The organism is Microbacterium sp. NPDC089987, assembly GCF_044748505.1.
In the GTDB taxonomy this organism is placed as follows: domain Bacteria; phylum Actinomycetota; class Actinomycetes; order Actinomycetales; family Microbacteriaceae; genus Microbacterium.
Genome location: NZ_JBIVGE010000002.1, coordinates 23,034 through 35,869 on the forward strand (window position 1 = coordinate 23,034; position 12,836 = coordinate 35,869).

A 12,836-nucleotide genomic window follows, 5' to 3' on the forward strand; every position below is an offset into this window, starting at 1 on the left:
TCCACGATGTCTCGGGGCGACTGAGAACACGCGTCGCGTCGTCTGTGCGCGCAGGAAGATCCCCCCGGCGAAGATTATATCCGCAGGCCCGACAGCCGCAGCGCGCCCGCGTGGACAGTGCCGCTGGCCTCCTCTAGAGTCGGAGGCGCCGCCTGAGTCGGAATCTGCACCACGCGGAAGAAGCACGAGGACGAGGAGTCGCGGATGGGGTCGTCGGAAACACTGCGAAAGCGTCTGATGCTGCTCACCGTTCCCACGTTGGGGCTGGCGCTGGCTCTGAGCGGCTGCGCGCCGGCATCCCCTCCGTCGCCGACGCCGTCGGCCGATGTCGAGCTCTTCTCGGCGGAGGACGGCGTGCGCTCCTCGGTGAACCTCTTCTTCGCGCTCCTCGCCGCCGGGGACGAGGAGGGCGCAGCCGAGGAGCTTTACCCGGCGGTGGATTTCGAGCAGCCGCTCGCGCTGCTGCTCACCCGGACCGAGGGCGTCTATAACCTGATCGAGGACCGGCCGAAGATCCTCTCCGTCGACGACGTGACTGCGGCAGACGACGCCGAGAGCGGCAGCGCGACTGTGACGTACGAGATGGCGGGCGCCGAGCACACGGACACCGTCGATCTCCGGCGGACGAGCGAGGACGAGCTGGGTTCCGACGACTACGCCATGGTGATTCCGGAAGACGCGTTCGGGCTGGACGCGAGCGGCGTCGAGCGGCTCCCGGCCGACACGGTGTACCGCATCCACGGAGTCGACGTCAGCGAGGCATTCCTGGCGGCACGCGCTCTCGCGGATGGCGGCGAGGTGCCGCGGATCCCCGCGCTCGGCGGGACCTACCCGCTCGAGATCGCCGTTCCCGGTGCCAACGGATTCACCGGCACGGTGACGCTGCAGATGTCAGGCGTGCTCGACGGCACCGGCACCGACGGCGTGCTGAGCGCGTTCGTCGGCCAGCACGGATTCTGAGCCGCAGCCCGGTCACGCCGCCACATTGCTGGCGGGTTTCGCGTATCGCGCGGCGCATTAGTCTCTTCTGCATGAGTCCTGCGAAGAGCTTCGGCCATGTGCGCAGCCGGACTGCCCATCGGAGCGCGGCGCTCGCGCTCGCGCTCGCGCTCGTCACGATGCTGACGCTGAGCGGCTGCGCTGCGGGGGCGTCGGCACGCCCGGATCCCGTGCCGCTCGTGAAACGGTATCTGGGCGCGATCGCCCAAGGGGATGCCGACGCCGCTGCAGCGCTCGACGATGCTGCGGTCAAGCGCGAGACCGAGCAGACGAGCCGTTCGGAGTTCGGCGATCTCGATACGCTCAGATCGTCGGCCGTGCTCGAGAAGGCCGAGCAGCGCATCACCGACGTCTCCGTAGATGAGACCTCGAAGCTGGAGCCGGGCTCGGACGGCGACGCACGCCGCGTCTCGTTCGACTTCACCCTCGACGGCGAACAGCACAGCTCGTCGCTCGCCGTCGGCTGGAACGACGAAGCGCAGGAGTGGGAGCTGCGGCAATCGCTGACGGTGTGGCTGTCGGTCGTCGCGGTACGGAGCCTCGCGAGCATGGAACCGGCGCCGTTCACGGTGCCTGGTATCGCCGAGACGCTTTCGACCGACCCCACGACGCCCGCAGCGGACTACCTCGCCTATCCCGGCGTGTATACCGTCAACGCAGCCTTCGACAGCGCCCTGCTGCAGCGCGGTTCCGCACGCCGGCAGGCGGTCGCGGTCGTTCCCGAGCAGGACGCCCTGGTGCAGTTCGACGTGACGGCGCTCCCGTCATCCTCTTCCTGACGCGGCTCGCCAGCACCCCTCGACGTGGTCGTCGACCATGCCCGACGACTGCATCAGCGCGTACATGGTCGTCGGCCCGACGAAGCGGAAACCGCGGGCGCGCAGCGCCTTGCTCAAAGCCGTCGACTCGGGCGTGACCGCCGGCACCTCGGCGAACTCGCGAGGGCGGGGGCGGGATGCCGTCGGCGCGTACGACCACATCAGGGCATCCAGCTCGCCCTCGGCCATGTCCCGCACCAGTGCGGCGTTGGAGATCGTGGCGTCGATCTTGGCCCGGTTGCGGATGATTCCCGCATCCGCCATCAGCCGCTCGACGTCGTCGGCGCCGAAAGCGGCGACCGTGGCGGGGTCGAAGCCGGCGAAGACCTCGCGGAAGCGCGGCCGCTTGCGCAGGATCGTGATCCAGCTCAGCCCGGCCTGAAAGCCCTCGAGCGCCATCTTCTCGAACAGCGCGCGGTCGCCGTGCAGCGGGCGCCCCCATTCCTCATCGTGGTAGCGCCGGTACTCCGCGTCGTCGCCGACCCATGCGCAGCGGGCGCGCCCGTCGGCGGCGGTGATGAGGGATGCCATGCCGCCACGTTACCCGCGGGGTCGGAAGCGCGTGCGTCGGCACCCCCGCTGAGCATCGAGGCCCCCTCGCAGTCGCGTGACTGCGAGGGGGCCTCGACAGCAGAAGGGGGCGCCGACGGTCAGCGCTTCTGCTGCTTCAGTGCCTTTTCCGACACCGGCGCCTCGCCGGATGCCTCGAGAGCGGCGTAGTAGGCGCGTGCCTCGTCCTGACGCTGCTGCTCGACTCCGCTCGCGATGGGTGCGCGCACGTGCTCGGGCTCGTACCCGAACGCCTGCACGAGCTCGAGGGCGTGCGGGCGAAGCCGGGCGCACAGCCGGTCGATGTAGCTGGAGACCGCGGCGGCGCGCTGCATCGACAGGCGGCCGTGGATCATGTGCCAGGCGAGGTGCTTCTCGATCAGCTGCAGGCCGAACAGGTCGCGCAGCCAGGTGAGCACCTGCTGGGTGTCGGCGTCGTCGATCTTGCGGATGGCGTCGGTGAACGCCTCCCACTGCAGCAGCTCGCCATGCGCGCGTGCGGCCTCGATCAGCTCGGCCTGGTTCTCGTTGAACAGCTTCTCGCCGAGCACCTTGTCCTTGCCCGCCGCGCGCAGGCGGCCGGCGATGTCGGCGACCATCTGCTGCACCCGCTCGGTGAGCAGCTCGTGCTGCTGCTCCTCACGCAGTCCCAGCTCGACCGATCGCGCCGTCGAGCCGAAGTCGGCGACGGACTGGCCGAGCGCGCGCAGGCCCGCACCGTGAAACACCTTGCCCGCGGTCTGCCCGACGGCGTACCGCGCGAGAGTCCGGGCATCCGCCCCCTTGAACTGGCGGGCGAAGTCCTGCAGCAGGCGCTTGCCGACCAGCTGCAGCAGGATGTTGTTGTCGCCTTCGAAGGTGACGTAGATGTCGAGGTCGGCCCGCAGGCCGACGAGACGGTTCTCGAACATGAAGCCGGCGCCGCCGCAGGCCTCACGGGCCTCCTGCAGGGTGTCGAGCGCATGCCAGGTCGACAGCGGCTTGAGGACGGCGGCCAGCGTCTCGAGGTCTTCGCGGTCGTCGGGGGTGTCGGTGCGGCCCGAGAAGACGCCGTCGAACTTCTGCAGGAACTCATCGTGCGCGAAGATCTGCGCGTAGGTGGTCGCGAGGCGCGGCAGCAGGCGGCGCTGGTGCTTGCCGTAGTCGAGCAGCACCGTCTCCTCGCCGTTGGCGCCGTCGAACTGCCGGCGCTGGGTGGCGTAGGTGACCGCGATGTGCAGGCCGAGGGCGGATGCCCAGGACGCCGCGCCATCGAGCGAGACGCGACCCTGCACCAGGGTGCCGAGCATGGTGAAGAAGCGGCGGCCGGGGCTCTCGATCTCGCTCGAGTAGGTGCCGTCGGCGGAAACGTCGCCGTAGCGGTTGAGCAGGTTGGTGCGGGGGATGCGCACGTGGTCGAAGCTGAGGCGGCCGTTGTCGATGCCGTTGAGCCCGCCCTTGAGACCGTCGTCCTCGCGGCCGATGCCGGGCAGGTCGCTGCCGTCGTCTCCGCGCAGCGGCACGTAGAAGCAGTGCACGCCGTGGTTGACGCCATTGGTGATCAGCTGCGCGAACACCGTCGCGGCGACCCCGTGCAGGGCGGCGTTGCCAAGGTACTCCTTGGTCGCCGCGCGGAACGGCGTGTTGATCACGAACTCCTCGGCCTGCGGGTCGTACGTCGCGGTCGTGCCGACGGCTGCGACGTCTGACCCGTGGCCGATCTCGGTCATCGCGAAGGCGCCGGGGATCGACAGGTCCATCACCCCGGGCAGCCACTTCTCGTGGTGCTGCTCGGTGCCAAGCTGCAGGATGGCCGAGCCGAACAGACCCCACTGCACACCCGACTTGATCTGCAGGCTGGGGTCTGCGGCGACCAGCTCCTCGAAGCCGGCGATGTTGCCGCCGTTGTTCTCCTCGCCGCCGAACTTCTTCGGGAACGCGCGGTGCACGGCGCCGTTCTCGACCAGCAGGTGCAGCTGCGAGAGCACGCGCTCGCGGTGCTCGTCCTTCGCGAGGCTGTCATCGCGCCAGAAGGCGGGCTCCTTGATCATCTCGCGGGCTTCGCGGCGGATATCGGCCCAGGTGCCCATCAGCAGCTCGTTCACGCGATCGACGTCGATCGTGCGGGTGTCGGGGGCCGCGGTGCGGGCGTCGGCGAGGGTTGTGGGGCGGATGGCGGCGTCGACCATTGCGGTGCCTCTCAGAAAGGAGCAGGGATGCCTCAACCGTAGGAGTCCGACAACAGGAGGCGAAGTCGGCTGTGCTCTTGGCACAAGACCATCCGGTGTCGACCCCGCCTCCCGTTGTCACGTCGCGACAGTCAGCGACGGCGACCGCACCTCACCAGGCGGTCTTGATGGTGCCGTTGCCCTCGATGACCTCGCGCACCTCGTCGCTCGTGAACGCCTTCTTCAGCGCCTTGGTCGCCTTGGATTCGGCGTCCTTCTTCTGCACCACCAGGTTGAGCGCGAAACGGTCGTCGAGCTCGGTGATGAGTCCGTCTTCGTCGGGGGTGAGTCCGAGCGCCTTGATGTGCGAGGGCCACTGGAAGACGAGGTCGGCCTCTTCGTACGCGGCGTTCAGCGATGAGATCGGCACCTGCACGAACTCGAGGTTCTTCGGGTTCTCGGCGATGTCCTTCACGGTGGCCTCATACGGGTCGACCTCGGGGTCGAGCGTGATGACATCGTTCGCGGCGAGCAGCTTGAGCGCGCGGCCGGTGTTGGACGGGTCGTCGGGAATGGCGACCTTGCCGCCGTCGGGCAGGTCGGCGATGTCGTCGAGGGTCTTCGAGTAGAACGCGATGACGAAGTTGTACACCGGCTGCACGCCGACGAGGCTCGCGTCGTTGCCCTCGTTGAACGTCTCCATATAGGGCACGTGCTGCGAGAAGTTCGCGTACACGTCGCCGCTGTTCAGGATCGTGTTCGCGGTGATGTAGTCGGCGACCTCGACGAGCTGCACCTCGTAGCCGTCGTCGATCGCCTCGCCGGCGGCCTTCACGACGTCGGTCATCGGCGCCTGCACAGCGGCGACCTTGAGCACGGTGGGCTCACCGGCACCGGCATCCGGCTTCTTCTCGGCTGCGGGCGCGCAGGCGGTGACGGCGAGGGCGAGCCCGAGCCCGGCGGCTGCGAAGGCGAGGCGTGACTTGTTCATGGTGTCTTCCGTTTCAATGGGGTTTCGGGATGCAGGGATTCAGCGGTGGTCGAGCCGCACGGAGGTGCGGTGCCCGACGGCCTGGATGGCGAGCACGCAGACGATGATGATGACGATCGTGAGGTACATGAGGTTGTCGTTGTAGACCTGGTAGCCGTAGCGCATCGCGAAGTCGCCGATGCCGCCGCCGCCGACCACGCCCAGCACGGTGGAGTACGACAGCAGGCTGATCGCGGCAGAGGTCAGAGCGTAGACGAGTCCCGAGCGGGCCTCGGGCAGCAGCATCCGGAACACCGCCTGCGGAACCGTCGCCCCGGACGCGACCGCGACCTTCGAGATGCCGGCGGGGATCTCTCTCAGGATCTGCTCGGTGAGTCGGGCGTAGATCGCGACGGCGACGAAGCAGAGGGGCAGGGTGGCGGCCTGGGTGCCGAAGCTCGTGCCGATGATCGCGCGGGTGAACGGGATGAGGAAGACGACGAGCAGCAGGAACGGGAACGATCGGACGATGTTGATGTAGAGATTCGCGACGGTGTTGACTGCGCGATTCTCGGCGATGCCGCCGCGCTCGGTGAGGTACACGACGGTTCCAAGCGGCAGGCCGATGAGCACGGCCGCGAGCAGCGAGACGAGCATCATGTACCCGGTCTCGGCCATCGACTCGGCGAGGTCGCCGCCGTACTCGGAGAGGAGGTCGGTGAGCCAGGTCATGCCGTCAGCTCCCGCTTGACCTGCTCGTAGTAGCTCGGCAGCGACCGAGGGCCCGCCGCGTCGATGTCGAAGACCTCGCGCAGGCGGCCCTTCTCGAGCAGCGCGGCGCGGTCGCAGACCGCCTTGACCACGTCGAGGTCGTGGGTGATGACGATGACGGTCGTGCCCAGCTTGTCGCGGGCGTCGGCGAGCACGCGCAGCACGTCGGCCGTGGTCGAGGCGTCGAGCGAGGAGGTGGGCTCGTCGCAGAGCAGCAGCGGCGGCTTGGAGACGAGGGCACGGGCGAGGCCCACCCGCTGCCGCTCGCCGCCGGAGAGCTGAGCGGGGAAGTGATCGGCGCGGTGCGAGAGGCCGACGAACGAGAGGATCTCGTCGACGGCATCCCGCTGCTGCGGCCGGGCCAGGCGCTTCTCGCTGCGCTCGGCGAGATGCAGCGGCAGGCGCACGTTGTCGCGCACGGTGCTGTTGCTGAGCAGGTGGACGCCCTGGAAGACGACGCCGATGTCTCGGCGCAGGGCGCGCAGGCCGGACCGGTCGAGGTCCGCGACCGAGGCGTCGCGGACGAGCACGTCGCCGGTCGTCGGGTGAGTGAGGCCGTTGATCAGCTCGAGCAGGGTCGATTTGCCAGCGCCGCTCTCGCCGATGATGCCGAAGATCTCGCCGGGGCGGATGCTGAGGGTCACGTCGTCGAGTGCTGGGCGCTCGTCGGCGTCGGGGCGGAACCGCTTGGTGACATGGCGGAACTCCACGATCGCGGGCAGGTCGGTGGCCATCGCGTCTTTCAGGGTGGGGTGGTGGGCCTGCTGTCGGCCCTGATCAGGCCGAGCGGCCTTTTCTGTACGTGATCCAAATTATAGTTGAGCTATGACCCTCAGGTACCGGACGGAAGCGATCAACGGCGACGGCGGAACGGGCACGGCTCGGGTGACGGGTGGCATGGAGGTGCCGGTGGCTTCGCCCCTGGCGTCGAATCCTGACCCGGATGCCTCGAACCCGGAGCAGCTTCTCGCGCTGGCCTGGTCGACGTGTCTGAACGCGACCGCGCAGGCGCTGGTGAAGCGTGAACGCCGCACGGCGGTGCGGATCGAGGTCGAGCTGCACGATGCTTCCGAGGGTCCCGGGTACGAGTTCCATGTCGACACGTACCTGTCGGCAGAGGGGCTGACGCTGGACGAGACGGCCGATCTGCTGGCTCGCGCGCATGCGCGCTGCCCGGTGTCGAAGCTGCTGCAGGGGGCGACGACCGTGCAGGTGCACGCGGAGGAGTACGCCGGCTGAGGCTGGCGCCATCAGCGCTCGCGAATCGCAGGAGCTCGCACGAAATGCAGGATGCTTCTGCCGATCGGCTCCTGTGTTCCGAGCGAACTCCGGTATTTCGTGCGGCCCACCTCAGTGCGCCGCGATCACCTCGAGCACGGCTTCGCCGTAGGCGTCCCGCTTCTTCTCGCCGATGCCGCTGATACCGCCCAGACCCGCCACGGTCGTCGGGCGGCGCTCGGCGAGTGCGCGCAGCGTCGCGTCGCCGAACACGATGTACGCGGGCACGCCCTGCTCGCGGGCGGTCGCCGCACGCCAGGCCCGCAGCGCCTCGAAGAGGTCGCGGTCTCCGGCATCCACCGCGGCGGATGCCGGCGCCTTGCGCGCACGTGACGAGCCGCCGACGCGACCCATGGTGTCCTTGCGCAGCGGCACGGCGGTCTCGCCGCGCAGCACGCCGGACGCCGCGTCGCCCGGGGCGAGCGTGCCGTACTCGCCCTGGGCGACCAGGATGCCCCTCGCCAGGAGCTGCCGCACGACGCTGCGCCAGTCCTGGTCGGACAGGTCGGCGCCGATGCCGTACGTGGCGATCTGCTCATGGCGCATCTTGCGGATGCGGTCATTCGAGGCTCCGCGCAGGATGTCGATCAGGTGCCCGGCGCCGAACGCCTGGTTGCGCTCGCGCTTCAGGCGCACGATCGTCGACAGCAGCTTCTGCGCGGGGACCAGTCCGTCGAAGGTGTCGGGCGTCTCGAGGCACGTGTCGCAGTTGCCGCATCCTTCGACTCTCTCGGCTCCGCCTCTTTCACTCAGGAACCCAGCCTGGGGAAGGCTCTGGCCGAAATAGCGCAGCAGATTCTGCCGCCGGCAGGCGACGGTCTCGCAGAGCGCGAGCATGGCGTCGAGGTGCTGACCCATCCGCATCTTGAAGGTGCGGTCGCCCGGGCTCTGGTCGATGAGCCGTCGCTGCTGCACGACGTCACCCAGCCCGTATGCCATCCACGCGACCGAGGGCTCGCCGTCGCGTCCCGCGCGACCGGTCTCCTGGTAGTAGCCCTCGACAGACTTCGGCAGGTCGATGTGCGCGACGAAGCGCACGTCAGGCTTGTCGATGCCCATGCCGAAGGCGATCGTCGCGACCATGACCACACCGTCCTCGCGGAGGAACCGGGCCTGGTTCGCCGCGCGCACCTCGGCGGGAAGGCCGGCGTGGTACGGCAGCGCGTCGAATCCCTTGGATACCAGATGCTCGGCCGTCTGCTCCACGGACTTGCGGCTGAGGGCGTACACGATTCCCGAGCCTTGAGAACTGGACCCCTGAGCCGGTCGAAGGGTGGACCTGATGAACTCGACGAGCTGGCGGCGCACCTCGACCTTGGGCACGATCCGATACTGGATGTTCGGGCGGTCGAAGCTCGCGACGAAGTGCTCGGCGCGCTGCAGGCCGAGGCGCTCGGTGAGCTCCTGGTGCGTCGCGCGGGTCGCCGTGGCGGTGAGAGCCATTCGCGGCACACCGGGGAACCGCTCTGCGAGGTCACCCAGAGCGAGGTAGTCGGGCCGGAAGTCGTGACCCCACTGCGAGACGCAGTGCGCCTCGTCGATGGCGATCACGCTGAGCGTGCCGCGCTGCAGCAGCTGCGTGGTCTGCGCCGACGACAGCCGCTCGGGGGCGACGTAGATCAGGTCGAGCTCGCCGGCGACATAGGCGCGCTCGACCTCGCGGCGCTCGTCTGGCGCCTGCGTCGAATTCAGATACGCGGCGCGCACGCCGTTCGCGCGCAGCGCCTCGACCTGGTCGTGCATGAGCGCGATGAGCGGGCTGATGACCAGCCCGGTGCCCTCGCGCACGAGTGCAGGCACCTGATACGTGATCGATTTGCCGCCGCCGGTGGGCATCAGCACGACGGCGTCTCCCCCGCCGACGACGTGCTCGACGATCGCGGCCTGATCGCCGCGGAACGCGTCGTACCCGAAGACGGTGCGCAGCGCCTCGATCGGCGTCGGGAACCTCGAGGGTGCGATGCCGGATGCCTGGGCGCGCGCCACCCTCGCCGCCGGCATCATCGGGCCCGAGCCCCAGTCGAGCGGCGGCTCCCAGCCTGCCTCCGGCGGCACCCAGTCCAGCTCTTCGGGTGGGAGCTCGTCGTAGGGATCGTCGGGGTACGGCATGTCCTCGTACGGCCCTACGACAGGCTCAGGGACCCAGTTCGATGGACGCATCCCTCCAGCGTAGCCACCGGCGCCGACATCGTGGCCGGCCGTCCACAGCCGCATATGCACGCGGCACCTCGGCCCTCGGACCGTATACCCGGCCCGGACCGCAGCAGGGGTCGGTGGCGCCCGATACCCTGGAGGGGTGGCATCCCGACCCGCGCTGAGCACGCGCACCCTTCTCGTCTGCGCTGCCATCGGCGTCGCCACAGGCATCCTCGGCGGCGTGGCCGGGCTCATCACCGTGGTCGTGATCGCGTCCGCCCCCTTCGTGTACGGCCTGGTGCTCGGCGTGCACGTGCTGCCGGGCATCATCGCGCAGGAGGTGCTGCGCAAGCCGATGGTGGCGCTGATCACCCACGTCATCGCGGCCCTCATCTCGAGCGCGTTCACGCCGATGTGGGCGATGCGGTACATCGGCACCGCCCTGCTCTTCGGCGCGATCCAGGAAGGCGTGGCCGCTCTCACCCGCTACCGCGCCTGGGGGCGCTGGCGCTTCTTCGTATCGGCGGCGATCATCGGCGTGATCGTGGCATTCGTGGTCGCCCTCGCGGTCGATCTGCCCGCCTTCACGCCCTGGGTGCAGGTCAGCTACCTGATCGTCGCCGTGCTCGGGCCCATCGCATGGACCGCCGCCGGGATCGCCATCGGGAACGCGCTCAGGCGAGCCGGCGTCGCTCCGCGGTGAGACCCGGCGGCCAGGACCGACGCACCGAGCAGGTTAGGTCAGGCTAAGTTAGAGGGAACCGCCCGCTCACAGAGGATCCGCCCGTGCGCCCTTCCGCGCCCCTGCTTCGCGTGTGCGACCTCAGCGTCACGCACGAGGGCGCCGCGCACCCCGCACTGCAGGACGTCTCGTTCGACGTGCATCCGGGTGAAGTGGTGCTGCTGCTCGGTCCGAGCGGATCGGGCAAGTCGACTCTCACCCTCGCTCTGAACGGCCTGATCCCGCAGTCGGTCGAGAACACGACGACGACCGGGTCCGTGCAGGTGTCCGGCCGCGACACCCGCACGACCCCGGTGGCGCAGCTGAGCACCGCGGTGTCGATGGTCTTCCAGGACCCCGACTCGCAGCTCGTGACCGGAACAGTGCTCGATGAGGTCGCCTTCGCCCTCGAGAACCTGCTGCTGCCGGCATCCGAAGTGCTCGCCCGCGCCGAGCAGGCGCTGCGCCGCGTCGGCCTCTGGAGCCGCCGCCGCTGGAATCCCGACCTGCTCTCCGGCGGAGGACGGCAGCGGCTGGCGATCGCGTGCGCTCTCGCCCTCCGCTCGCGCGTCATCCTGCTCGACGAGCCGACCGCCAACCTCGACCCGCAGGGCGTGCGCGACGTCTACGCTGCTCTGGGCGAGCTGATCCGGGATGCCGAGGAGCGCGCCATCGTGCTCGTCGAGCACGACGTCGACGCGGCCATCGGCCTCGCCACTCGCGTGATCGTGCTTGATCACGACGGACGCCTGCTGCTCGACGGGCCGGCCGGGCAGACGCTGCAGCAGTACGCGCAGACCCTGCGCGAGCTGGGGGTGCTGCCGCCTGTCGACCGGATGCCAGCCGCCGGAGACACTGCGCGGCACCACAGCCTGCCGTCCGCCGCTTCCGGCACCGCCCCGGCGATCAGCGTGCGCGGCCTCGGCGTCGACAAGCGTGGCGCCCGTGTGCTCGACGTGCCCCACCTCGACATCGCCCGCGGCTCGTTCACCGCCGTCATGGGGTCGAACGGCGCGGGGAAGACCACCCTGCTTCAGGCGCTCGGCGGAGTGGTGCCGCCGACGCGCGGCACGGTGCTGATCGACGGGCTCGATGCCGGGCGCGCCACCCCGCGCATGCTCGCCGCGCACGCCGGCTTCGTCTTCCAGAACCCCGAGCACCAGTTCATCGCGGGAACCGTGCGTGACGAGCTCGCGCACGGTCTGCGCCTGCAGCGGATCGACGCCGCCGAGATCGACGAGCGCGTCGACGACATGCTGGCCCGCTTCGGGCTGACGGCGAAGGCGCGCGTGCATCCCTTCCTGCTGTCCGGCGGCGAGAAGCGGCGGCTGTCAGTCGGCACCGCGCTGATCACCCGCCCGGCGGTGATCGCGCTCGACGAGCCGACGTTCGGCCAGGACAGGGCGCGCGCGGCCGAGCTGCTCGGCATGCTGCAGGAGCTGCAGCACGCGGGCACGACCGTCGTCATCGTCTCGCACGACCGACGGCTGGTCGCCGAGTACGCGACGGATGTCGTGCTGGTCGGCGACGGCGAGGTGATCGCCGCCGGCCCTGCCGCAGAGGTGCTCGCGCAGACCGAACCGGATGCCCAGGCATCCCCCACCACGAGCCCTTCGGCCGCCCCGGCGACCGAGCCTACGCCGATCGACCCCTACGCCGACGCCCCCGTTCCGGCGCGCTTCTGGCTGCACGGCATCAACCCGCTCGCCAAGTTCGGCGCCGTCGTTCCGGCGATGGCGCTGCTCGCGTTCACCCGCGATCTGCTCACCCCGGCGATCTTCCTCGCCGTCGCCTACGCGATGATGATCACCGGCGCCCGGCTCACCCGCCGCACCGCAGCGGTGCTGCTGCTCGGCGTGCCGGTCACCATCGCCGTGCTCAGCGTCGGCTTCGGCGTGTGGGTCGATGCGGAGCAGGTCCGCGACACGGCGCCCCTGGCGCGGATCGGCGACTGGACGCTGCATTCCGGCGCCCTGATGATCGGCCTCGCGACCGCACTGCGCCTGGCCGCGATCCTGGCCCTCGCGCTGATCGGCGGCCTCACCACTCGCGGAACCGACCTCGTGCGCGCCACCGTGCAGCAGCTGCGCGTGCCGTACCGGATCGGCTACACCGCCCTCGCCGCCTACCGCTTCGTTCCGCGGTTCGGATACGAGCTGTCGATCATCCGCGCCGCGCACCGGGTGCGCGGCCAGGGCGGCGGTCGCCGACCGCTGGCCCGGCTCGTGCGCGGTTGGGGATACATCGTGCCGCTTCTCGCCTCCGGCATCCGGCATGCCGAGCGGGTCGCTCTGTCGATGGATGCCCGTGCCTTCGGCGCGTATCCCACCCGAACCGAGCGGCACCTCGTGCCGTGGCGCAGACGCGACACGGTGTTCATCGCCGGGTTGCTGCTGGCATCCGCCGTCGCCTTCGCCCTCACCTTCCCCTGGCAGCCCCGCTGACCT

11 protein-coding genes are annotated in these 12,836 nt (G+C 69.7%); 5 read left to right on the top strand and 6 right to left on the bottom strand.

Annotated features, from left to right (window positions below; all coding sequences use genetic code 11):
• The first annotated feature begins 204 nt into the window (after positions 1-204).
• Together ACIPV2_RS07790 and ACIPV2_RS07795 are read left to right on the top strand one after the other, a co-directional pair.
• Positions 205-960 carry a hypothetical protein gene (locus ACIPV2_RS07790; protein WP_400840012.1) on the top strand — a complete coding sequence of 252 codons (756 nt, stop codon included), beginning with the start codon at positions 205-207 and terminating at the stop codon, positions 958-960.
• Positions 961-1,031: 71 nt separating this feature from the next.
• Positions 1,032-1,778 carry a hypothetical protein gene (locus ACIPV2_RS07795; protein ID WP_400840014.1) on the top strand — a complete coding sequence of 249 codons (747 nt, stop codon included), beginning with the start codon at positions 1,032-1,034 and terminating at the stop codon, positions 1,776-1,778.
• Here the strand turns inward: ACIPV2_RS07795 and ACIPV2_RS07800 are convergent.
• The 5 genes from ACIPV2_RS07800 to ACIPV2_RS07820 form a co-directional block, all read right to left on the bottom strand.
• Positions 1,764-2,348 (bottom strand): DNA-3-methyladenine glycosylase I, encoded by a 585-nt coding sequence (locus ACIPV2_RS07800; protein WP_400840016.1) that lies wholly within the window; start codon positions 2,346-2,348, stop codon positions 1,764-1,766. The two genes, ACIPV2_RS07795 and ACIPV2_RS07800, sit on opposite strands and share 15 nt — an antisense overlap.
• 119 nt (positions 2,349-2,467) lie before the next feature.
• Positions 2,468-4,534, bottom strand: a complete 2,067-nt coding sequence (locus ACIPV2_RS07805) for an acyl-CoA dehydrogenase (RefSeq protein WP_400840018.1) — start codon at positions 4,532-4,534, stop codon at positions 2,468-2,470.
• 151 nt (positions 4,535-4,685) lie between these two features.
• Positions 4,686-5,504: a MetQ/NlpA family ABC transporter substrate-binding protein gene (locus ACIPV2_RS07810; RefSeq protein ID WP_400840020.1), complete on the bottom strand. Its 819-nt coding sequence runs from the start codon at positions 5,502-5,504 to the stop codon at positions 4,686-4,688.
• A 39-nt stretch (positions 5,505-5,543) separates the two neighbouring features.
• Positions 5,544-6,215 (bottom strand): methionine ABC transporter permease, encoded by a 672-nt coding sequence (locus ACIPV2_RS07815; RefSeq protein WP_400840022.1) that lies wholly within the window; start codon positions 6,213-6,215, stop codon positions 5,544-5,546.
• On the bottom strand, positions 6,212-6,988 hold the full coding sequence (locus ACIPV2_RS07820) for a methionine ABC transporter ATP-binding protein (protein WP_400840024.1): 777 nt from the start codon (positions 6,986-6,988) through the stop codon (positions 6,212-6,214). The genes ACIPV2_RS07815 and ACIPV2_RS07820 overlap by 4 nt, the downstream gene beginning before the upstream one ends.
• Before the next feature lie 91 nt (positions 6,989-7,079).
• On the opposite strand from ACIPV2_RS07820, the gene ACIPV2_RS07825 reads away from it, so the two are divergent.
• Positions 7,080-7,493 (top strand): OsmC family protein, encoded by a 414-nt coding sequence (locus ACIPV2_RS07825; RefSeq protein ID WP_400840026.1) that lies wholly within the window; start codon positions 7,080-7,082, stop codon positions 7,491-7,493.
• 111 nt (positions 7,494-7,604) lie between these two features.
• Here ACIPV2_RS07825 and recQ read toward each other — a convergent pair whose 3' ends face one another.
• Positions 7,605-9,692, bottom strand: coding sequence for a DNA helicase RecQ (gene recQ / locus ACIPV2_RS07830; protein WP_400840028.1), 2,088 nt, complete (start codon positions 9,690-9,692; stop codon positions 7,605-7,607).
• A 136-nt stretch (positions 9,693-9,828) separates the two neighbouring features.
• Here recQ and ACIPV2_RS07835 point away from each other — a divergent pair, with 136 nt between their 5' ends.
• Together ACIPV2_RS07835 and ACIPV2_RS07840 are read left to right on the top strand one after the other, a co-directional pair.
• Positions 9,829-10,371: an ECF transporter S component gene (locus tag ACIPV2_RS07835; protein WP_101187990.1), complete on the top strand. Its 543-nt coding sequence runs from the start codon at positions 9,829-9,831 to the stop codon at positions 10,369-10,371.
• 83 nt (positions 10,372-10,454) lie between these two features.
• On the top strand, positions 10,455-12,833 hold the full coding sequence (locus ACIPV2_RS07840) for an ATP-binding cassette domain-containing protein (protein ID WP_400840030.1): 2,379 nt from the start codon (positions 10,455-10,457) through the stop codon (positions 12,831-12,833).
• The last annotated feature ends 3 nt before the right edge of the window (positions 12,834-12,836 follow it).

Coding starts and splice junctions, on each gene's coding strand:
- ACIPV2_RS07790 (WP_400840012.1), top strand. CDS start 205: ATGGGGTCGTCGGAAACACTGCGAAAGCGTCTGATGCTGCTCACCGTT.
- ACIPV2_RS07795 (WP_400840014.1), top strand. CDS start 1,032: ATGAGTCCTGCGAAGAGCTTCGGCCATGTGCGCAGCCGGACTGCCCAT.
- ACIPV2_RS07800 (WP_400840016.1), bottom strand. CDS start 2,348: ATGGCATCCCTCATCACCGCCGCCGACGGGCGCGCCCGCTGCGCATGG.
- ACIPV2_RS07805 (WP_400840018.1), bottom strand. CDS start 4,534: ATGGTCGACGCCGCCATCCGCCCCACAACCCTCGCCGACGCCCGCACC.
- ACIPV2_RS07810 (WP_400840020.1), bottom strand. CDS start 5,504: ATGAACAAGTCACGCCTCGCCTTCGCAGCCGCCGGGCTCGGGCTCGCC.
- ACIPV2_RS07815 (WP_400840022.1), bottom strand. CDS start 6,215: ATGACCTGGCTCACCGACCTCCTCTCCGAGTACGGCGGCGACCTCGCC.
- ACIPV2_RS07820 (WP_400840024.1), bottom strand. CDS start 6,988: ATGGCCACCGACCTGCCCGCGATCGTGGAGTTCCGCCATGTCACCAAG.
- ACIPV2_RS07825 (WP_400840026.1), top strand. CDS start 7,080: ATGACCCTCAGGTACCGGACGGAAGCGATCAACGGCGACGGCGGAACG.
- recQ (WP_400840028.1), bottom strand. CDS start 9,692: ATGCGTCCATCGAACTGGGTCCCTGAGCCTGTCGTAGGGCCGTACGAG.